This is a genomic window from Daejeonella sp. JGW-45 (assembly GCF_029360805.1).
Lineage (GTDB): Bacteria > Bacteroidota > Bacteroidia > Sphingobacteriales > Sphingobacteriaceae > Daejeonella.
This window is the reverse complement of the sequence record NZ_JARKNC010000008.1, coordinates 577,760-598,027: the sequence shown is the minus strand read 5'-3', so window position 1 is coordinate 598,027 and position 20,268 is coordinate 577,760. Positions and strand designations below refer to the sequence as shown.

General features: G+C 45.4%; 16 protein-coding genes. 7 read left to right on the top strand and 9 right to left on the bottom strand.

Annotation, left to right across the window (positions count from 1 at the left end; all coding sequences use genetic code 11):
• Positions 1-44: 44 nt before the first annotated feature.
• Entirely contained in the window at positions 45-404 is a 360-nt protein-coding gene (locus tag P2W76_RS12240) for a response regulator (protein ID WP_276348113.1), read from the bottom strand.
• A gap of 286 nt (positions 405-690) precedes the next feature.
• Between P2W76_RS12240 and P2W76_RS12235 the strand changes: the two genes are divergently transcribed.
• Complete coding sequence (locus P2W76_RS12235) at positions 691-3,087, top strand: ABC transporter permease (protein ID WP_276348112.1); 2,397 nt, start codon at positions 691-693, stop codon at positions 3,085-3,087.
• Between the two features lie 198 nt (positions 3,088-3,285).
• Positions 3,286-4,380 (top strand): NAD(P)-dependent alcohol dehydrogenase, encoded by a 1,095-nt coding sequence (locus P2W76_RS12230; RefSeq protein ID WP_276348111.1) that lies wholly within the window; start codon positions 3,286-3,288, stop codon positions 4,378-4,380.
• 81 nt (positions 4,381-4,461) lie between these two features.
• Here P2W76_RS12230 and P2W76_RS12225 read toward each other — a convergent pair whose 3' ends face one another.
• Together P2W76_RS12225 and P2W76_RS12220 are read right to left on the bottom strand one after the other, a co-directional pair.
• Positions 4,462-5,388: a cysteine hydrolase gene (locus tag P2W76_RS12225; RefSeq protein ID WP_276348110.1), complete on the bottom strand. Its 927-nt coding sequence runs from the start codon at positions 5,386-5,388 to the stop codon at positions 4,462-4,464.
• Positions 5,389-5,398: 10 nt separating this feature from the next.
• Complete coding sequence (locus tag P2W76_RS12220; RefSeq protein ID WP_276348109.1) at positions 5,399-6,718, bottom strand: solute carrier family 23 protein; 1,320 nt, start codon at positions 6,716-6,718, stop codon at positions 5,399-5,401.
• 102 nt (positions 6,719-6,820) lie between these two features.
• Here P2W76_RS12220 and P2W76_RS12215 point away from each other — a divergent pair, with 102 nt between their 5' ends.
• Entirely contained in the window at positions 6,821-8,224 is a 1,404-nt protein-coding gene (locus tag P2W76_RS12215) for a solute carrier family 23 protein (RefSeq protein ID WP_276348108.1), read from the top strand.
• 13 nt (positions 8,225-8,237) lie between these two features.
• On the opposite strand, the gene P2W76_RS12210 is transcribed toward P2W76_RS12215, so the two are convergent.
• Positions 8,238-9,059, bottom strand: coding sequence for a helix-turn-helix domain-containing protein (locus P2W76_RS12210; protein ID WP_276348107.1), 822 nt, complete (start codon positions 9,057-9,059; stop codon positions 8,238-8,240).
• A 437-nt stretch (positions 9,060-9,496) separates the two neighbouring features.
• On the opposite strand from P2W76_RS12210, the gene P2W76_RS12205 reads away from it, so the two are divergent.
• Positions 9,497-10,471: a response regulator gene (locus tag P2W76_RS12205; RefSeq protein WP_276348106.1), complete on the top strand. Its 975-nt coding sequence runs from the start codon at positions 9,497-9,499 to the stop codon at positions 10,469-10,471.
• A gap of 19 nt (positions 10,472-10,490) precedes the next feature.
• Here P2W76_RS12205 and P2W76_RS12200 read toward each other — a convergent pair whose 3' ends face one another.
• The 5 genes from P2W76_RS12200 to P2W76_RS12180 all read right to left on the bottom strand — a co-directional run bounded on the left by P2W76_RS12200 (position 10,491) and on the right by P2W76_RS12180 (position 15,907).
• The gene (locus P2W76_RS12200) at positions 10,491-11,591 is read right to left on the bottom strand and encodes a clostripain-related cysteine peptidase (RefSeq protein ID WP_276348105.1); all 1,101 of its coding nucleotides are present in this window, start codon (positions 11,589-11,591) and stop codon (positions 10,491-10,493) included.
• Between the two features lie 11 nt (positions 11,592-11,602).
• The gene (locus tag P2W76_RS12195; protein ID WP_276348104.1) at positions 11,603-12,712 is read right to left on the bottom strand and encodes a hypothetical protein; all 1,110 of its coding nucleotides are present in this window, start codon (positions 12,710-12,712) and stop codon (positions 11,603-11,605) included.
• Positions 12,699-13,643, bottom strand: coding sequence for a FimB/Mfa2 family fimbrial subunit (locus P2W76_RS12190; RefSeq protein ID WP_276348103.1), 945 nt, complete (start codon positions 13,641-13,643; stop codon positions 12,699-12,701). The genes P2W76_RS12195 and P2W76_RS12190 overlap by 14 nt, the downstream gene beginning before the upstream one ends.
• 81 nt (positions 13,644-13,724) lie before the next feature.
• A complete protein-coding gene (locus tag P2W76_RS12185; protein ID WP_276348102.1) occupies positions 13,725-15,242 on the bottom strand; it encodes an Mfa1 family fimbria major subunit in 1,518 nt (505 codons plus the stop codon).
• A 53-nt stretch (positions 15,243-15,295) separates the two neighbouring features.
• Positions 15,296-15,907 carry a DUF3575 domain-containing protein gene (locus P2W76_RS12180; RefSeq protein ID WP_276348101.1) on the bottom strand — a complete coding sequence of 204 codons (612 nt, stop codon included), beginning with the start codon at positions 15,905-15,907 and terminating at the stop codon, positions 15,296-15,298.
• Positions 15,908-16,465: 558 nt separating this feature from the next.
• Between P2W76_RS12180 and P2W76_RS12175 the strand changes: the two genes are divergently transcribed.
• The 3 genes from P2W76_RS12175 to P2W76_RS12165 are packed head-to-tail and all read left to right on the top strand — an operon-like array spanning position 16,466 to position 20,081.
• Entirely contained in the window at positions 16,466-17,833 is a 1,368-nt protein-coding gene (locus P2W76_RS12175) for a membrane dipeptidase (RefSeq protein WP_276348100.1), read from the top strand.
• Between the two features lie 37 nt (positions 17,834-17,870).
• Positions 17,871-19,292 (top strand): Gfo/Idh/MocA family oxidoreductase, encoded by a 1,422-nt coding sequence (locus P2W76_RS12170; protein ID WP_276348099.1) that lies wholly within the window; start codon positions 17,871-17,873, stop codon positions 19,290-19,292.
• Positions 19,293-19,346: 54 nt separating this feature from the next.
• On the top strand, positions 19,347-20,081 hold the full coding sequence (locus tag P2W76_RS12165) for a glucosamine-6-phosphate deaminase (protein ID WP_276348098.1): 735 nt from the start codon (positions 19,347-19,349) through the stop codon (positions 20,079-20,081).
• Positions 20,082-20,268 lie beyond the last annotated feature (187 nt).

The following is a 20,268-nucleotide window of genomic DNA, read 5'->3' as shown; positions in this document are numbered from 1 at the left end:
AATCTTCACCACCTCTACTTGTCCAACGCAGCTACCCGGACTCGTTAAGCGGCAAGATGATCTTCAATTACATTGATTATTTCAGAAATATCAAAAGGCTTGTCAATTATATCATCTGCGCATTCAATTTTAACTGTTTGAATCTGCGGATAAGTAGACAACACAATTACAGGGATATGTTTAATTGAAGGAACCCTTTTAAGCGCATTACATAAGGCCGTTCCTTCTGCTGTGGGTTTAATAATATCTAGAAGTATTATATCAGGTTTTTCCTTAATTACCCTGTCTACTATGCCTTCTTCCGTTATGGATACTCCGACCGCGTACCCTTGTTCTTCCAAGAGGTGACGAATTATATATAGAATGTCCTCATCTCTTTCAACTACAAGTATTTTCTTTTTCATCCAATTAAAAATTAAAGTAAAATACTAATTTTTTCAATAATATACAAGAGGCCTTTTATTCGTTCTCCGAAGCATTAACTGAATAAGAAGGCATGCATAGGAAGGTTGACCAGTTATTCTGGACGCCTGCCATCGTCCTTAAACGTACGAACGCTGTTCGTATCCGAACACCTAAGGCTTACTTATTTTATGTGTAAGTATTTGAAATAGAATTAATTGCGGCAATGGCATGCATTTTATACCAACACTGCATCTTCTATAAATTGGAATTTATAACCCGATAAACATGTTAAAAAGCTATGTTAAAATTGCCTGGCGTAACCTTTTGAAGAATGGAGTATCGTCATTTATTAATATCGGAGGTCTGGCAGCCGGCATGTCTGTGGCCATTCTCATTGGCTTGTGGATACATGACGAGCTTTCTTTTAATAAAAGCTTTGATAATCATGGCCGGATTGGCAAGGTGCTAACACGATGGGAAGAATCGCCAAGGGTTGGCACATCTCAACCTATGCCGCTTGGTGTGGAATTAAAAACTTCATATAAGGACGATTTTGAGCAGGTTCTGCTTTCTACCGGCGCGGAAAATCATGTATTGTCATCTGCTGACAAAAAAATGAAACAAACGGGGCTGTTTATAGAAGCTGAAGCGACAGACGTGTTCAGTATACAGGTAATTCATGGAAGCAAAGCCGGCCTGGATGATATCAATTCTATAATGATCAGCAGCTCGCTGTCAGACAAGTTTTTTGGAGATATTGACCCGGTAGGAAAGGTACTGATGATGGATAATCGTCTACCCCTGACGATCACGGGTGTATATAGTGATTTTGCAAAGAATACCGATCTCTATGGCGTGAGTTTCCTCTCGACGTGGGAGCTTTATATATCGTCTAACGACTGGGTGGAAAGAAAGCGTAACGATTGGAATAACACATGGGTAAATATTTATACTTTGTTGTCTCCTGTCTCTGATTTCAATACGGCTTCAGCAAAAATACGGCACGTTAAAACTCCGCACGTAAGCAAGGAAGAAGCTGCGGCAGAGCCGAATTTGTTTATTCATCCCATGGACCGTTGGCATTTATATTCCAGCTTTGCGAATGGCGGTGTGCCTGTAACAAGCGTCAAACTACAGGCGATCTGGTTCTATTCAACCATAGGTTTCTTTGTGCTGCTATTAGCCTGCATTAATTTTATGAACCTTAGTACTGCACGTTCGGAAAAGCGTGCTCGCGAAGTTGGTATCCGCAAAGCGGTAGGGTCAGTTCGCGGGCAATTGATCTTGCAGTTCTTTTGCGAGTCCATTTTGGTTGCTTTGTGCTCTTTTATAATTTCCATGGGGATAGTTTTCCTTGCATTGCCGGAGTTTAATGCAGTTGCAGGCAAGGATATTAAACTGCCATTGCTGAATGGATGGTTCTTGCTTGCGGGAATATCTTTCAGCCTGTTTACGGGTGTCCTTGCCGGAAGTTACCCCGCACTATATCTTTCATCTTTTAACCCGGTGAAAGTGTTAAAAGGAACGTTTAAGCCCGGCCGTCTTGCGGCATTACCACGGCAATTTCTTGTGGTGTTACAGTTTACAGTTTCCATTGCGATGATTATTGGCACTGTAGTAGTTTACCGTCAGGTTCAGTTCGCGAAGGATCGGGATGTCGGCTATGATCAAAAAGGTTTGATTGCAATACCCATGACAACAGAAGAGTTTCAGGGAAAGTATGATCTTTTCAGGAATAAGCTGAAGGCAACAGGAATGATAGAAGAGGTCGCTGAATCTGCCAGTTCCATCACGGGGATTGATTCCGGTAATGGCGGCTTCACCTGGAAAGACAAGGATTCCTCCGTTAAGGATCAGTTCGGGACGTTATCGGTAACGCATGAATACGGCAAAACCGTAGGCTGGAAGTTTGTAAACGGCCGCGACTTTAATGCAAAGCTGCCCGGTGATTCTGCCGGATTTGTAATTAATGAGGCCGCCGTGAAGTACATGGGGTTAAAAGACCCGGTCGGAGAAGTGATAACCTGGGAAAGATACAGCGGTAAGAACTTTAGGATATTGGGTGTAGTGAAAGACATGATCATGGAATCGCCGTATAACCCCGCAGTACCTACTATATTTTTCCTTTCTCCCGATGATTCAAAGAACTGGCTGTTTATCCGTATTAAGCAAGGTAGCAGCATAGGCAATGCATTAATGAAGATTGAAAATGTTTTCGGGGAACTCACTCCATCTGTCCCTTCCGACTATAAATTTGTGGATACCGAATATAGCCTCAAATTCAGTTCTGAGGAAAGGATCGGAAAGCTTGCGGGCGTTTTTGCAGGGCTTACTATCCTTATCTCTTGCCTGGGTCTATTTGGTTTGGCTTCATTTGTGGCCGAACAGAGATCCAAAGAGATCGGAGTGCGCAAGATTCTCGGTGCATCAGTAATTAACCTTTGGATGTTGCTTTCGAAGGACTATATAATACTTGTATTGATCTCGAGTATCATAGCCATTCCTATGAGCTTGTATTTTATGAGAGGATGGTTGGAGGGCTATCAATACCGAACTAACTTATCAGCGGGTATATTTGTGGCTGCATGTGCATGTTCCCTATTGATCACTTTGCTGACCGTTAGTTTCCAGGCAATAAAAACCGCCTTCAACAGGCCTGCAGAGAGCTTGAGGCGAGAATGAATCAATGTGGGTTGCCGGCCGCAAGGTTCCATCTTACTTGCGTGATTTTTTCTCTCGCAGATTAAATCGACAGATTCATTGGATAAACGATGGTCATCCGCAGGGTATAGTCCGGGTTGATTGTAAGTTATTACGAACCAATAAACCGGCAGATGTGTTGAGCTTAGTGCGTATATTGCCAAACATTAACAAACGCATATGGAGACGATTAGAGCAACAGCAGAAGGCGCAGTTTCTGTTCACGCAAAAGAAACCAGGGCTTTCGGTACGGAGGCAGCAGCAGATGCACTGAAACCGTTAAACATCAGGCGCAGAAATCCCGGGCCACATGACGTGGAAATTGAGATACAGTTCTGCGGCGTTTGCCATTCAGACCTTCACACGGCCAGAAACGAGTGGCACAGTACCGTGTATCCATGTGTTCCGGGCCATGAAATTGTGGGCAAGATTGTGGCTGTTGGGAATCATGTGACCAAATTCAAGGTTGGCGACGTGGCCGGTGTCGGCTGTATGGTAGATAGCTGCCGTGAGTGTGAATACTGTAAAGATGGCCTGGAGCAATATTGCGGGGAAGGCAATATTGGAACATATAACTCACCGGATAAATATTTGGGCACGCAAACCTACGGAGGTTATTCGGAAAGTATTGTTGTTGACGAGGCCTTCGTACTGAGGGTGCCGGAAAATCTTGATCTGGCGGCCACTGCGCCACTGTTATGCGCGGGAATAACTACTTATTCTCCGCTGAAGCACTGGAATGTCGGACCCGGGAAAAAAGTCGGAATAGTGGGTATTGGCGGATTAGGACATATGGCTGTGAAGCTTGCGAAGGCAATGGGCGCAGAGGTTATTGTGTTCACGACATCAGCGGGGAAGGCAGACGATGCCAAACGCCTGGGAGCAGATGATGTGGTGCTTTCTTCAGACGAACAGCAGATGACGAAATATAGGGGAAAGCTGCACTTCGTTCTCGACGCGGTTTCTGCGCAGCACGACATTAATCTTTACCTGAGCCTTTTGAAGGTCGATGGCTCTCTTGCTCTGGTTGGCGCTCCGGAGAATCCGCTTCCGGTTGCAGCATTCAGCCTTATTCCCTATCGCCGGAATTTCGCAGGTTCGATGATAGGAGGGATAGCCGAAACACAGGAAATGCTTGACTTTTGTGGTCAGCATAACATCGTATCGGATATCGAGATGATCAGCATTCAACAGATCAATGAAGCTTATGAGCGTTTGCTGAAAGGAGATGTGAAGTATCGCTTCGTAATTGACATGGCTACGATCAAGCAATAGAATGGAAACCACAACAGCTCCTCTTTACAATATGCAGAGCAAGGTTATTTTTAATGAATATTTAACGGGAATTTCCTGCAATTATACATCATTTAATGCGCTTATAAATTTTTCAGAATCTGAAACCCATCCAAAAACTCCGCCCTGCATTTTAGTGCTTTTTATAGCCGCCGCGTAATTACCTTTATCAGTTGCGCCCGTACAATCTTTCAGGAGCAAGCACCAGAAACCAAGGTCGTTTGCTTCGGTCATGATGCTATTTACGCATACATCGGTAGTTATTCCTACAATTACCAAATGCGTTATGCCTAAATTACGCAGCGTAGGGTAAAGGGTACTCAAGCCACCTGCTCCCTTTCCTGCCTTGTCAACGAGAATCTCGCCCTCAACGGGTTCTACCTCCTTAACAATACCCCAGCTCTTGGATCCCCTGACCAGGAGCCGGCCAATACCACCTTTGGGTTTTTCTCCTATGCCTACACCTTTACCTATAATTTTACTTCGCAGAAGTTTATTGTAAGGGCAGTCGCTTAAATCCGGCAGATGGCCTTCCCGGGTGTGAATAACCGTGATGTCAGTGTTTCGAACAGCATCCAGAACTTTCCGGGTGGCAAGTAAAGGCACAGCAGTGTTTTCCAGGGGATACTTCATCACGTCTACATAACCTTTCTCCCCGCAAAAATCGATCTGAAAGTCTATCAAAACAAATGCTGTCCTGCCTGAATCGAATTCAAGAAAGGACGTTTCTCCGAAATTCGGGTTGTCTTCACATTCAACTCTGAAAAGCTTTCCTTTGGGTTGCCCGTATTGCCAGATCGGAAATCTAAAGGTCCGGTTTTTCAAAAAATCATCATAGTCCTTTTGGGCTTGTGCGAGAATAGTTTCACGCCGCTTATCAAGCACCTCTTCATATCGTCGCTCATCGGCCATATTTGAAACAGTACCGGGCTGCCATTTTGCTGATGTGCCAGGTTTAATTTTCTGTTCTTTGCTTGTCTGCTTTTTCATAGAAATGATTTTATTTTTTATCAGGCTGTTTTTGCCGGAAAATGATCTGTTCGAACAGCATGACAAATATGATTACGGATATAATGGGGTTGCTGAAGATGGTTGTGATGATTCTCGGTACGTTCTCCCACGTTTCCGGCGGCAGAAGGAATAAACCCAGGCTCAGGAAAATTGAGAAACCCACCAGGCTTTGTTCTCTTCTTCCAAAGCTCGGTGCGGCGGCCATCATGTTGGCTCCGATACCTACGACGGTAGAGGCAATTCCCAGCAATACCGCCCCGGCTACCGGCTTAGGCATAGCCGCCATCAATCCTCCAACAGGCCCGATGAAAGCAAAAAATATAAAAATGACAGAGGCAACAATAATGAAACTTCGGGCTGCGACGCGCGTTAACATCACAATTCCAAGATTCTCGCCATAGGCTACAGTAGCCGGGACGCCAAGTATCCCGGCAAGGCATGTTTCGATCGTCCCGAAGAACAGAAACGACCTGTTCATTGTTTTGTCGTCTAATTTATGCTTGGTTACGCCCGAATAGCCCGTGAGATTACCAAACATATTAAGAGCCGCCATAAGATTTACAACTATCATGATTGCAATCAAATCAAAGGGCGGCATCTCTAAACCATAGGGCAGGATTTCAGGCAATACAAACGGGTCGGGTTCTTGCATGAGTTTCCATTCGAATTCGTTCATGGTCATAAAGACGGCATAGCCCAGAACAATTACGATTAAGGGCGGAAGTGTTCCCCATATCCCTTTTGTACGGATGGCGACAAATGTACCCGCTAATGCGAGTACCAGGCCCGTGAAAAATTGCCATCCGAATCCCAGGTCGACCAACAGGGCGAGACCCTGTTTAGATATTGAGAGACCCACAAGTATGACCATCGATCCGAGAATTAGCGGGCTCCAGACCTTGTTTATGAGTTTTACAGCTCCAAAAAGTATTAATATGATAACGACAATACCTGCAACGGACTGGGCAAAAAAGGCTTGCTGGGCATATTCTTTGCCGCCGGCAGTGATGGCTGTAACAATAGCGAGGGACGGGATAACGTTAGGTCCTGAAACCATGGCCATTCGATGTCCCAGCCAGGCCTGAAGTAAAGTTGAAAGTCCGATAGTGAGAACGATCGAAGACATATAGCCGGAAAGTTCGGCAGAAGAAAACCCCATTTCAATACCTACTATAGCATATCCCCAAACAACAGCATAGACCATAGTAACTACCCACTGCAGACTGTAAATAATCCAATCGCGGGCTGACCGGGGTTGGTCATCGGCGTTATAAACCAGTGCCGGATTCTCAGTGTTATTTTTTGCCACGACAAGCAATTTGTTAATATCACAACAAAAGGTTATTGTACTTGTTTGTAAGAAGCCCGATTTGGTAGAGAACAAAAAGACGATCACTTATATCAGAAAGTCATGGCCAAAAACACTGAGAGTAAATCTTTAGTTTACGAAATGGATGAAAAGCCGCCAATTGGTGCATCAGTGGTTTATGGTTTTCAGCACATCTTCGCCATGATCCTGGGAAGTATCACTACGGCTGTAATTATAGGGACGACTGTCGGACTGACTACTTCACAAATAGGCTTGCTGATCGGCTATATCAATGTTGCGGTAGGAATAGCGACTATTATCCAGGTGATGCTTGGGGTACGCTTGCCGGTTATTCAAGGTTCTACGTCAGGCCATATACCGGCTTACCTGGCCTTAGGCTCTTTAGGTGTTTCTCTCTATTCCGATCCCCTCATCACCATGCAATATCTGGGTGGAGCCTTGCTGGTTGGTGCGGTTTTTCAATCAGCTTTAGGTTTTTTGAATGTCCTTAAGTGGGTAAGCCGGCTTATCTCGCCAATGACCGTAGGAATTATAATTATGATGATCGGCCTGGGTTTGTGGCCTGTCATTACGGAGTTCATAGGAGACGCCTGGCATTACGCGATGATTGTCATTATAATGGTGATCTCTTTCAGTTTCGCCTTTGGGGTAATGACGAAAACTATGTCTCTATTTCTGGCTGTAATTATTGCCTATGCGGCCGCCATGGTCGGAACCTGGCTGGAATGGTTCCCGGAAAAGCACCTGATGTATGTTAACCTTCAGACGATAGCTGAAAGCAAATGGTTCACTGTCCCCGAGTTTTTCCCATGGGGCGCCCCGAAATTTAATATGGGGTTTATTTTTGCGATGTCTATTCCATATTTAACGGCATCACTTGAATCTTTCGGCGACTATATGGCGCTTTCAAAAGTAACGGGAACGGATCCGCCTAAAATAAAGCAAATAAGCCGTGGGATCGCTGCTGAAGGAGTAGGGAGTATTATTTCCAGTGTGCTGGGAGGAAGTGCTACTTCGACATTTTCTCAGAATATTGGCGTGATTAGATTGAGCGGCATTGCAAGTCGCTTTGTCTGTATAGTCGCCGGTATAATATTACTTTTTATCGGCATAGTCGGGAAATTCGGAGCTTTTATGGCGGAAATACCAGAGGTTATCCTGGGTGCTGTTTATCTTGTGGCATTTGGTGTTTTAGCTATGACGGGCCTGGAATTAATCTTGAGAGCTAAAATAAATATATCCCGGAATCAGGTACTGATCGGAACGTCATTAATGTTAGGTCTTTCTCTGCCCTCCTACATGAAAGAAAATCCGATCCAATTGGAAAACACGTCCCTGATGGTCTTTATAAACGTAGTATTAGCTACACCCATGATGGTATCCGGTCTTTGGGCCTTCCTTCTCGACAATATCTTACCGGGGACCCCGGAAGAAAGGGGAATGAGTGGCTGGCTTACCGGAACTTCCGGCAAGCGCAAATCCTGAGGGGCGTTGTGCCTCAATGAACAGAAGGCAGACTATCGCTCTCATTCTCAATAACCTCAGTCTTAATATTTTCAATATTTTTTTTCAAGACCGTAATTGATTTTTCGAACTTCTTAAGCTGCCGCCCCATTTGTTCTACAATATCCCCCACTTTTGTAGAATATATGCCCCACACTTGCCAAAGCTCACAAAGGTCGTCCGCCTTAATTACAACAATAGGGTAACCGGGATTATCAGTTTTACACACGAGCGTTTTCGTATCGGCAAAGTATGCTGCAACGCGTCTTACCAGGATCTCTTCGTGGGTGATCAACACATAAAACTCATTTAGACGGATATCTGAAATGCGGCTGGCACACCGGGCTGTAACCACATCGCCTTGCTGAAATATTCCGTTCATGCCTGAATCGGGAACCTCGAAAGCCCGGTAAACCCCGCTTAAATAGGTGACTTCCTGCTCGGCGCGACTAATATCTACCGTCCCCAAACTATCAATATATGCTTTTTTAGACCTGGAGGTAAGATAATGATAGAAGTCTGAATTCTTCACCAGATGAACAGTGCTTGCTGAAGAACCCAGGGTCGGTTTAGGTAACGCTTTATCGGGCAGAACGGCATGCTGACCATGTAAAAGCCATTCGTACGACTTGTTATAGAAGATTGATATCTTGTAGAGCATATCATATGTGGGGAACTGGTTCCCAAGCTCAATCTGTGAATAATTGCCCCGGGACATTCCCAGGAATTTTGACACAGTTTCCTGAGAATGGTTATTTTGGACTCTCAGGCTGCGAATTCTCGAACCAATAGACTCGCGTGAAAGGATTTCTTGCATATATTACTTAATAATTCTGGTATGATCCCGATTTGTAACATTTTTGGGTAATACTAGTCAAATTACAGACCAATATTTTCATCTGCCATAGATTGTTTTTTATTGGTGATGAAGCAATCATGATTTGATAATCAGACCCCTGCGGGTTTTAGCAAAAGCATTATGGTTTCATATTGCAGGATCGACTAACAATTTAGCGAAATACTAAACTCCGTTGCGGCGGTTTCGTAATACAGATTCATTATAAACGGATAAGCAAGCCCCTTTCCTGTATAATCGACTTTCGTGTAAATTGATATTTGAACCTGTTGACCTGTACATGTTTGTTGATGGAATTTCTTGCATTTACGAAATCAAATGATATATTTGTTGCTTATGAAAAGCACTCTGCACCAATCAATACCGGTGCACAACAGAATATAATGGAGAAGACCCAAATGTCAAAATTAAAAGAAAGGTTTACCCGTGCCCGAGCTTTTAAGGACTTCTCATCCGCTCCCTACGCGCTTCTGCTTATTGATCATCGAAAGAAGATAGAATATTACGATGTTGAGGATTTAGTACATCTTCAGGGAGTCGGCCATGCTAACGATTCAGACGAATTTGTTTTAAATCTTGTTTCAAAAAAATATAAGAATACGTTCAATAAGATGATTGACCATTGTCTTATGGGGTATCCTGTCAGCATACGCCGGACCATTAAGATAAACGATTCTGTTAGTCAGGCGGTGCATATAATGTGCACACCGGTGTCGGTTGGCAATCAGTTATCGGGTGTTTTGGTTAACTTAAATTGGGAAGGATTGCCGTGGTATGGAGAAGATCTGTCTTTTGTCACCTCGCATAAGCTTCGTGCACCACTTTGCAATATTCTCAGCCTTTCCGATCTGATCTCGCATCCCCGCCTGGAGAACTTCAATTATTCAAAGATCAAATCGCTTTTATCAGATATTAACCAGCAGGCCCGTCAATTGGACAGCATATTACTGAACCTGAATTCCTTGATCAATCAGGACGAAGTGGTGTCTGAATTTCCACCCAAGACAATTCAGAAAGCCATACGGAATATTGTTCTGGTCGACGATGATCCTATTGTTAATAAGCTTCATAAAATGCTGTTCTCTAAGTATTCTGACAAAAACGTTGTCGCCTTTGCTGATCCTTTTGAGGCGCTCGACTATGTGCGGAACAATACGCCCGATCTGCTGCTTCTTGATTTAAATATGCCCTTGATCAGTGGCTTCGAATTTCTTGAAAAGCTTACGCACCTGGCTATAAGTATGGATGTGGTCGTTGTTTCGTCGTCCATTGACGCCAGCGAAAAGCTACGGGCGCTCACTTACCATTGTGTCAGAGATTTTCTTAGTAAGCCGCTGACCTTTGAGAAAATTGAGAATTTGATCCGCCTATAGGTGTGTATGGGGATGCAAATTATAGTGCTGCCTTTGACCACCTGAGCCTTGTGTACTCTTCGTTCAGGTAGGGAAACTGTGGTTGAGGAACATAGGTGCTTAGTCCGGAAAAACGGTTAATGTCAAATCCTGAACTTCCTTTCATAAAGGCCTTCGTGGCGGCTTTATAGATAACGACATCATTCAAAATTTTATTCAGGGCTTCGTGAGAATCTGGTGAACTCACGCGCTGAAAATAATCTTCAAAATCGAGGAATAGCGTGTAATCGCCGTACCGGTCAAATTTCTGGATGTATTTTAAGTCGGCAGGTGGCAGGGTTTTGTCTTTGTGGACTTTTGTCCAGGCTGCCAGTGATTGTAATGCAGCGGTGCGGACTACAGCGATTGAGGCCGCCTGGTAATCCCCCTGCTGTAAGTTGCAATAATTGAAAAATATTTCGGCGAATCTTTTCAAACCTGGTTCTTCCTGGAATAAGGTTGGGATTAAATCGGGATAGATCGGCGTAAAGCCGGGTGAGAGTATTTCAGTGGCGGATGCCACAATAAAATCAGTTTTACTGCGGAGCTCGTATAATACCTCAATGCCCGCCATGAAACACGCTTCAAAGATCATAAAATCAAAAAAGCTTTCCGGTATAACTGCTGCGAAGTCCCTGAGCTCAAGGTCTTCTTTGCCGTCCTGGACCACGGCGTAGGGTTTAATAAGGGTTCGTTCGGGAAGCCAGCCGGAGGCGTGGGAAAACAGTATAAGCCCATAGCTGGATGCCGGCGCAAGCCTTTGTATATCTTGAAGTACAAGTTTGAAGACTTCCGGACTGGCGGAACTTTCCGGATCGTAGACTTTCAGTGTTGTCAGATTGCCTGATTTAATTTCCAATAGCCTGGGGCTTTGATTTAATGCATCCTGGAAGATGAGCAGCCTGCCTTCATTCGGAATGACAGATTTTCGCAGTGAGGCTATTTTTTCATCAGTTTCATCACTCAGGTTATTATCACCGCCCATGTACACAAGAACGGTACGTAGATTCTCATCAGGTAAAATGTTTTTTTTGCAAGCAGAAAGGCTGAGAATAAATAGGAAGCAAATGTGCATGAGGCCGAAGGCGAACTGGTCTTTCATTTTCCTGCTAATTATTGTTCTGTGTCTATTCTGATAGATAATCCGTTTTCGCGGGTTATACGGTTCCCGGAGATTTTATATCCTTCAGCTACAGTCCTGTCAGGAGGTGCCAGGCTAAAAACATCTAATGGGTTCAATTCTCCTGTACCCACTATATTGGAGATGGTTATGGAATACTTCCTGTTTCGCAACAATGGAATAGGGACCCCGCTGCTTAGAAAATCAATCCGGTAATATTCAGTCGCTCCACCATTTTCGCTTATTCCGATAGCAAGAGCTGTAGCATCGGACGCACCGGGACTGCTGGCTGCTTCGGCTTCGAGCAAGTAAATCTCGCCTTCAATGCTTGTTAAATTATCTCCTGTAAAATCATAATGTTGTACGCCAAGCGGATTAGTGCCCGGAGGGATGCTGGGCGATATAAGGTTTCCCAGGCCATCATAGCTCGAAGGGAAGGGGGCCATGCTTGCTTTATCGTTGGCGTTCTGTACATAAATATCTGTGATAGTGTGCGTAGGGGACAGGGTGGGATCCAGCTTAATATCTATCCGCGACAAACTTCTTAGCAACTCGACCTGCGGCAGCACCGTTTGGGCATGAATTCCCGCGATCTCACTGCTTTCGCCCCACATCGGTAAGGGGGTGAAAGTCGCGGAGGAACTGGCATCCCATTTCGTAGTGATCAAATAGCTGAGGTTCTGAATGACATCTTCCTTTGCGGTGTTGGGAACCAGGTTTTCCACTTGATCGCTGACCTGGTCACCGCCGTTTACCAGGAGCACAAAACGGTAGGTTTCGGGGCTTTTCTGTATTGAGGTGAAAAATTTCTTTTCGTTTACGGTGGACCCCGGATAAATCTGCATGCCTTCCTTATGGTATTGAAAGGTTTCCACGCCGGGAGAAACTACCTTGAAGGCGAGGAGGATGATAGATTTTATCGCATTTTCATCTGCAGGCGTAAGGGAATAGGTTTGTATCGATTGCTGCCTGGAATTAGGTGTTCCCAGTTTGAATTCCAGGTTGACCAATTCGATGCTTTTTGAGGGCAGATCTTCCTTTCTGCAGGAGCTGAACACGGCCAAAAACAGCACGGGCAATAAATAACGTTTACACTTCATCATTCGAATGGATTATCCACCAGCCATTGATATTAACGTCGATGCTAATCTCGGATCGGTAATTGATCAGGATAGTAATAGCGGCTTCATGGTCGAAGTTATAGCCGGGAAGTTTGCCGAGGAGCTCCGAAAGGGTTAACGAAAGCACCGTGTAACCGGTATTACGATCTACTATACTTATTTTTCTATCGCCATGTCCCGAGGGCCAGAGCAATGCAGTTGAAACCGAATAAGTGCCGGTAACTCCATCTTTATAAGTTCCCTTAACCCCCTTTTTACCTTCGTCTGTTTTTACCAGATTCATGGCAGCTTTGCTATTCTTATCGTTATTGTGAGGCAAGAGCAGGTTGTTGTAAGCATCATACCGGCCGGCGTTATCGGTAATGATAAGCTGATAGTTACTGACATCGAGTCCCATGATCTGCAGATTGAGCGGTTTTGTACTTGCCGACATCACGATCTCTTCCCTGAGAACGCTGGGTGGTACCGTTATAGCGATATCGTTCACCATGCCATAAAATAATGTCTGCGCAGGTACAGCATTTTCCGCCCCGTTCACTGTGTAAGCCCGGATATTAAAATCATTAATAGTGCTCACTCCAGCCTCCAGCGCCAGGTTACCATGCTGTTCCGCATTGTATCCTGCCCATGCCATGAATGAATACAAACCGTCAGGCAGACGCAATTCCAGTAATGTGCTTTGTTCCGGGTCTTGTACAACAAATTCCTTCACAAATAAACCCTCTTCATCAAAGGCGAATATGGATAAGGTTTTAACACCCCGGAAAAACGGCGATTTGCTTGCAGGAAGGTTTTTCGGCTCAAAGTTGAACTGCAGGTGATATACGCATTCTGACAGGTCCTCCTTTATACAAGCATGCAGCATTAGTAAAGGCAGCAGCATGATCAGCCTGGTTTTGAAAAACTGTTTCATCACGCGAGTTTAGGTCATAAACGCTGCTGAAAACAGCGCTTATGACCCTGGCTCTATATCGTCTAAGGGTGTACTGCCTATCTAGAATTCTACGTCTTCCGGTTGTGAAACCCAATCCGCTATCGTTACGGTGGTTTCAATGTCAGCGTTTACAGGAGGTGAAATTACCGTTGTCGGCAGCACTTCTGGATTTTCAGCTACCACCGAACCTCCCGGGAATGCAGGCGTTCCACTGGCGCCAGGAATATCGTCGGGGTGGGAGTTACCAATCGTATTAATTTTTGTGATATTAACCTTATAAAACACATTTCTCAGTACATCGTATGGATTCCCGGTTGTTGTCCCATTTCCTGATGCGTTTAGATAGATCCTGTAATAACAGAAACCGCCGGTATAGGTAATTTTTACTCCGCTATGTGCAGTGGCAAAAGCATCTGCATCCGCCTCGCCGGTGCTTGGGAAATAGTGGATCGCCATGCCCGGGGTTGGTGTGAGAACGGCACCTGGGTCATTGGAAAACACGGCATAAAAAGTTCCCGCCGGGAATGCACCGGTAACTGTGGGAGTTGTTCCAAATCCCACAGGCTCTCCGTCATCGGTTGGAGTAAATGTTGCTCTCAGGCTTACAAAGCTCACATCATTATGACGATGCAACTCTGAAGTGTTTTCCGGCAGATAGATCTTAGGCGTGGCAGCAGCTTCGAAGTCAAAGTCTGTGGCCCAATCGTTATCGGTGGGGTCGATCACTCCGTTGGCATAAGGCTGGAAGACGGCATCTACGGCATTCAGGTTAAAGTCTGCACTTTGGAAAGATGCCCAGTTGCCATCGATGAAATTTTTAAGCGGGGCCAGGTGCAAGCGGTTGTTGGTGCGGCCTGCAGTAAACCGCAGATCTGAAAGAGTACCCCCCGGGACTACCAGGCTTAAGGCTGCGTCCTGTTTCACTGCAACCTTGGCAAGCATCCGGCTAACATTTACCGTGATAGGATTTGGACCAGCCTCGGTAATGTCAATAATGTTCCGGTTTCCTGGAACAGCGTCATCAAAATCGAAGGTGTTGAACATCACGAGATTGGCGTCGTTATTAGCTGGTACCAGGGGAGTACCGACTAAATGCTCAAACAGCTGATCAGTATTATAAGGAGCAATGGTACCCGTATTAAAGGATATACCATCCGTTAAGAAGGCATAATTGTCAGCGATACGGTTTACGACCGCGGTTGTGAGGTTAATTCCTACATAAACCCGCTTCCGACCGGTTTTAACGTTCAGGAGTTCTATCGGCTTAAGCCCGCTGGTGATCTTATTAAGCGGGTCCACGTAAATATCCGCCGCTGCGGTAACCGAGCGATGTATAACTCCAAAAGGGGCCCCATCATCAAAAATGAATACATCTATACGGTTTACGATGCTTTCTTCATCGGTTGCGTTCGGGTCGTCCGGCGTGTAGGTGGTTATCCCCTTAGCCTGCTTTATTTTAAGTGTAAGTTTAGCGGTTCCCTGCTCTTCTGCTCCCGGGCCGCCGCTGCGAGGCTCTTTTTTACAGGCTGCGACGCTCATTGCAGCCAGTAGTAAAATTGCGTAAAATTTAGTTTTCATTGTGTGTAGAGTTAATTTGTTTATTAATAGTGAATGATTTTAAATGCTGTTCATTATCGCAGGGTGTAGACAAGGGAGAAGCCTGCCCGTGTTAGACCGACATAATTTTTTTCTTCAGTTCCCAGCTTGCTGCCACAGGTTTCACATCTGTAAACATCATAGTTCAGGTAGGCGTACCCGGCACCGAGTGTAGTTTCAAAACCCATGCTTTTGCCGATTTTGAAATAATAGCCGCCTGTTACTCCCATGCCGTATAGTTGTCCCTGGAATCTTTGTTCCCTCAGTGACGGGGCCAGTTTAAAGGGTAGGCTGATACCCCCTACATTATAGTATGCATAATGGGCATTGATCCCGAAAAAGCCCGAACCCAGCGACGTTTGTTTACGGATACGGTATTCCGGTTGGAAGGCTATGTGTTTCATTCTCTTATTCTCGCCAAAAGTGAAAGGATTATAGGAAACCGGCAGATTCATGGACAGGATCAGGTCATCGAGCGTTCGTTGGCGCCGTAAAGTAAATTCGCCCGCCAGGTTGATGCTTCCGGAAGTGGCTCCCAGAATGTTTGTCTTAATCGTGGTGATGGGAGCTTCAAAGCGCTGACTATGTGCTTCGTGGAATCCTGTAATACCGATCAGGAGCACGAGCATTTGTTTAAGTCTGTTCATTGTTGCCTTTGTTTTGCAGCTTTTTTACGATTGAGAAAAACAGCTCCTTGTCATACGGAATGAATTGTGCTTTTGAGGGCCTATTCTAAATGGATCGGTAAATATTCGAAAACATTGTCATTATTGCAAGAAATTCTATCAATAATATTTTACCAACCAGGGAATAGGTATTTTGACGGTTTTTGACCATTAAATTTGCGATCGCTGTTGAATAATGACTGGTTTTACTTATGTATTTTGGAAGTTTAAACACATTTATTAAGCATTTTATAAATTAAATCAGTGTCATTGATCTAATTTCTATCAATACCGCGAACGGGGGCCGGTATGTTACGAGGTTCTTCGTTTATTCCACTGGAGATTCCAGGTAGAGCAAGATCCTGTTTTACATGAGATAAGTATTGAGCCCGTACCGCCTTTTTCCGATAACGTTCTCGCTCTTTTTTTTAGCCAATGCCTAGCAAGCGAAGCGAATAGCTGCTATATTGCTGTACGATCGTTGCAGGACAGATATACTGCACCTTTACAATTACATTATTCAGGTAATAATCGGCAAACATGGGAAACAAGCGCAGAGACTTTTTAAAACTTTCAGGCATCGCCGGATTGGCAATTGCCGGAGAAGGTGTTCTGGGAAGCTTTACTGCACAGCCGTTCAAAGTGCCGGAGGAAATCACCCCCGCGGCTGCCGGTGATATCAACAGGCAGCAGGTTATAATAAATGAAAGGATCAGCGCTGATTTCGAATTAGCAAAGAATATTCTCAAACCCACCCGGAAGCAGCTGGAACATGGATTGGAATTACACCGCAACTCGGTAGTAATTGACGCTTATGGCTTTATGCCGAGGGCTTCCTATGACGGTGCGGCTGTTGATGCTGCCATCCGTTCTAAGGCCTCACCTTTGGAGCTGCAGGATATGCAGGAAGATATGACGATGACCCGTTTTGTTAAGGACACAAAGGAAAGGGCTGAATTCGAGACAGCATGGAGGGCATCAGGGGTGACCTGTATCATTCAAAATTCCGGCGAAGAAGGTAATGAGGTCAAACGTTTGCTAAAACGTCTGTCGCACTTCACCTATGCTACCGATATGATGCGCGGCTTTGTTGCGAAGGCTGTAACGCCGGACGATATTTTGCTGGCAAAAAAGGAGGGTCGCCATGCTCTTTATTTTACCGGCAACGGAGTTCCATTACCACAGGAATGGGTCACGCTCGAAGAAGAGTTACGATATATCAGCGTCTTTTATCAATTGGGGATCAGGATGATGCACCTTACCTATAACCGCCGGAACGTGATCGGTGATGGATGTGCGGAAACTTCGAACGGCGGGCTCAGTGACTTTGGGCGAGCAGTTGTTAAAGAAATGAACAGAGTAGGAGTAATAGTGGATATCGCCCATTCCGGCTGGCAAACCAGCCTGGAGGCCGCACAGGTTTCGCAGAAACCTATGGTTGCAAGTCATACAACGGCAGCGGCTGTTAATCACCATATCCGCGCAAAGCCCGATAATGTGATACGTGCAATTGCAGATACTGGCGGATACATAGGGATCTGCTGTATCCCGAGGTTTCTGGGCGGAACAGGGGATATCGCCCAGATGATGAAGCATATCGACTACGTGGTTAAGAAATTTGGAAGTGATCACGTGGCTATCGGAACAGATGTGGCTTACAGTTCCCGCTTCTTTGCCGATGAAAGCAAGAAATTATCCCTTAAGCCGCAACCCGCCAGAACCCGTTGGGAAGCTCTCTGGCCTGAGGAACCTTTTAAGGAAAGTCCGCAAATGGAACAAAGTATGGCATGGACCAACTGGCCGCTGTTTACTGTTGGTATGGTTCAAATGGGATACCCGGACGATGTGATCCAAAAGATACTGAGTGGAAACACTATGAGAGTGGCCCGCGCGGCTTTAAGCGTATAAAGCATATTTGATTTATCATAAAACAATTGATATAAACATGGAAAATAATCGCAGAGACTTTTTAAAGCTGGCCGGCATGGCTGGAATTGGCCTCGCCGGGGCTGGTATTATCCCCTCGTATGCCCTGGGGGCGGAAGGGACGCCTGAGCAGGTCGGGGAAACACCCCGTGTGCAGCATTTTAACATGTCGGGTTATTCTGCCCCGAAGCTAGATAAGGTGCGCATAGGGTTTATCGGCACAGGGAACCGCGGCTCTGCCGCAGTAGTAAGAATGAGCAAGGTGGGAGGTGTAGAAATTAAGGCAATAGGCGATCTGCGGGCTGAAAAAGCCAATGCCGTGAAAAAGCGATTGGAAGGTTCAGGCCAGGATCCGCAGCTTTACACCGCCAATAGCGAGGAATGGAAAAAGATCTGTGAGCGCGGCGATATCGACCTGATCTATATTGCTACCCCATGGGTGCTGCATACGCCTATGGCAGTTTATGCCATGAACCATGGGAAGCACGTCTGTGTCGAGGTGCCTGCCGCCACAACTGTAGAAGAATGCTGGCAGCTTGTAGAAACTTCAGAGCGGACGCGCAAGCATTGCATGATGCTTGAAAACTGTTGCTACGACTTCTTCGAACTGCTTACACTGAATATGGCCCGCCAGGGTTTCTTCGGCGAGATAATACATGCTGAGGGCGCTTATATACACGATCTTCTGGAAGGTGATTTTTCGAAAGACAAATACTACGACCAGTGGCGTCTGAAAATGGATGCCAGCCGGAAAGGCAATCTGTACCCTACCCATGGATTGGGTCCGGTTTGCCAGGTTATGGACATCAACCGCGGCGATAAAATGGATTTTCTCGTTTCTGTCTCCAGCAATGATTTTATGATGAACGAAAAGGCTAAAATGCTGGCTGCAACGGATGACCATTACAAGCAGTTCGTTGGTAAGCCTTTTAACGGCAATATGAACACCACCACCATCCGCACCAATAAGGGTAAGACAATTATGGTGCAGCATGACGTTACGTCGCCACGTCCATATTCAAGAATTCACCTGGTAAGCGGCACAAAAGGCACGGCGCAGAAGTACCCTCTTCCGGCCCGCATTTCGAACAGTCATACCGGCTGGTTTTCCGAAGAGGAGTTTAAAGCCCTTGAAGAAAAGTATGCACCGCCTATTATCAAAAAAGTGGGTGAACTGGCCAAGCAGGTCGGCGGTCATGGTGGAATGGATTTTCTAATGGATTGGCGCACCATCGATTGCCTGCGCAACGGTTTGCCGCTGGATCAGGATGTATATGATGCGGCACTTTGGAGTTCGGTTTTCCCATTGAGTGAGAAGTCAGTTAACAACCGGTCGAATTCTGTTGATGTGCCTGACTTTACAGCGGGGTCGTGGAAAACGAACAAGCCTGTAGATATAAGCATGTCTAAAGGCGGAACTACAGAGGTGAAGCTTAAATAATCAGGAGGCCACACAGACGCACATTATTTTAAATTAAAAACAGAACTAATATTAATGGAAGTAATAATAAAAAATGACCCGGTTGAGTTAGGTAAAGCTGCAGGAATAGCAGCGGCGGGATTAATAAGGGACGCTGTTGCACGTAACGGAAAGGCAAATATCATTCTTGCTACCGGTGCAAGTCAGTTTGAAACGTTAAAACAACTGGTGTCACAAACCGATATAGATTGGAGCAAAGTAGTGATGTTCCACCTGGATGAATATATCGGCCTGCCTGAATCATCAGTGGCAAGCTTCAGGAAATACCTGAAAGAAAGATTCCTGAATAAAGTGCCGGCTTTAAAGGCCGTTCATCTTATCAACGGTGAAACCGATCCGGCAGGCGAGTGTGCGCGTCTTAACGAGATCATCGAAAAAAGCCCGATTGATGTAGCCCTGGTTGGAATTGGAGAGAACGGGCACCTTGCATTTAATGATCCTCCTGCTGATTTTGATGTAGAAGATCCGTATATCATTGTTAACCTGGATGAAGCCTGCCGGAAACAACAGTTTAATGAGGGTTGGTTTAAGTCGGTCGAGGATGTACCCCGTAAAGCTATCAGCATGTCGATTAAGCAGATCCTTAAATCAAAAGCTATTATCTGTTCTGTTCCGGATGCACGGAAGGCGCAGGCAGTTAAAGATTGCCTTGAGAACCCGGTAAGTAATTTGTTCCCTTCAAGCATCCTGCAGGGGCATTCAAATTGTTCTTTTTACCTTGATAAGGAGTCTTCCGGTTTGCTTTCTTAATTCCGAAGGCACTTAGTGTTAAAGGATTTTGCTTGCCGACCCCCAGAGGTGCCCGCCCGGATGAACACCGTTCGGACGGGGTCGCATGTTTATAGTAATTGATATCTCCGACAAGTCGACCCCGAAGGTGGTCGCATGTGCGAATTTCAAATATATACGACCGCCTTCGGGGTCGGGAAAGGGTTGA

Bases quoted from the DNA above. Each gene is read 5' to 3' on its own strand.
- P2W76_RS12240 (WP_276348113.1), bottom strand. From the start codon at position 404: ATGAAAAAGAAAATACTTGTAGTTGAAAGAGATGAGGACATTCTATAT.
- P2W76_RS12235 (WP_276348112.1), top strand. From the start codon at position 691: ATGTTAAAAAGCTATGTTAAAATTGCCTGGCGTAACCTTTTGAAGAAT.
- P2W76_RS12230 (WP_276348111.1), top strand. From the start codon at position 3,286: ATGGAGACGATTAGAGCAACAGCAGAAGGCGCAGTTTCTGTTCACGCA.
- P2W76_RS12225 (WP_276348110.1), bottom strand. From the start codon at position 5,388: ATGAAAAAGCAGACAAGCAAAGAACAGAAAATTAAACCTGGCACATCA.
- P2W76_RS12215 (WP_276348108.1), top strand. From the start codon at position 6,821: ATGGCCAAAAACACTGAGAGTAAATCTTTAGTTTACGAAATGGATGAA.
- P2W76_RS12210 (WP_276348107.1), bottom strand. From the start codon at position 9,059: ATGCAAGAAATCCTTTCACGCGAGTCTATTGGTTCGAGAATTCGCAGC.
- P2W76_RS12205 (WP_276348106.1), top strand. From the start codon at position 9,497: ATGTCAAAATTAAAAGAAAGGTTTACCCGTGCCCGAGCTTTTAAGGAC.
- P2W76_RS12200 (WP_276348105.1), bottom strand. From the start codon at position 11,591: ATGAAAGACCAGTTCGCCTTCGGCCTCATGCACATTTGCTTCCTATTT.
- P2W76_RS12195 (WP_276348104.1), bottom strand. From the start codon at position 12,712: ATGATGAAGTGTAAACGTTATTTATTGCCCGTGCTGTTTTTGGCCGTG.
- P2W76_RS12190 (WP_276348103.1), bottom strand. From the start codon at position 13,643: ATGAAACAGTTTTTCAAAACCAGGCTGATCATGCTGCTGCCTTTACTA.
- P2W76_RS12185 (WP_276348102.1), bottom strand. From the start codon at position 15,242: ATGAAAACTAAATTTTACGCAATTTTACTACTGGCTGCAATGAGCGTC.
- P2W76_RS12180 (WP_276348101.1), bottom strand. From the start codon at position 15,907: ATGAACAGACTTAAACAAATGCTCGTGCTCCTGATCGGTATTACAGGA.
- P2W76_RS12175 (WP_276348100.1), top strand. From the start codon at position 16,466: ATGGGAAACAAGCGCAGAGACTTTTTAAAACTTTCAGGCATCGCCGGA.
- P2W76_RS12170 (WP_276348099.1), top strand. From the start codon at position 17,871: ATGGAAAATAATCGCAGAGACTTTTTAAAGCTGGCCGGCATGGCTGGA.
- P2W76_RS12165 (WP_276348098.1), top strand. From the start codon at position 19,347: ATGGAAGTAATAATAAAAAATGACCCGGTTGAGTTAGGTAAAGCTGCA.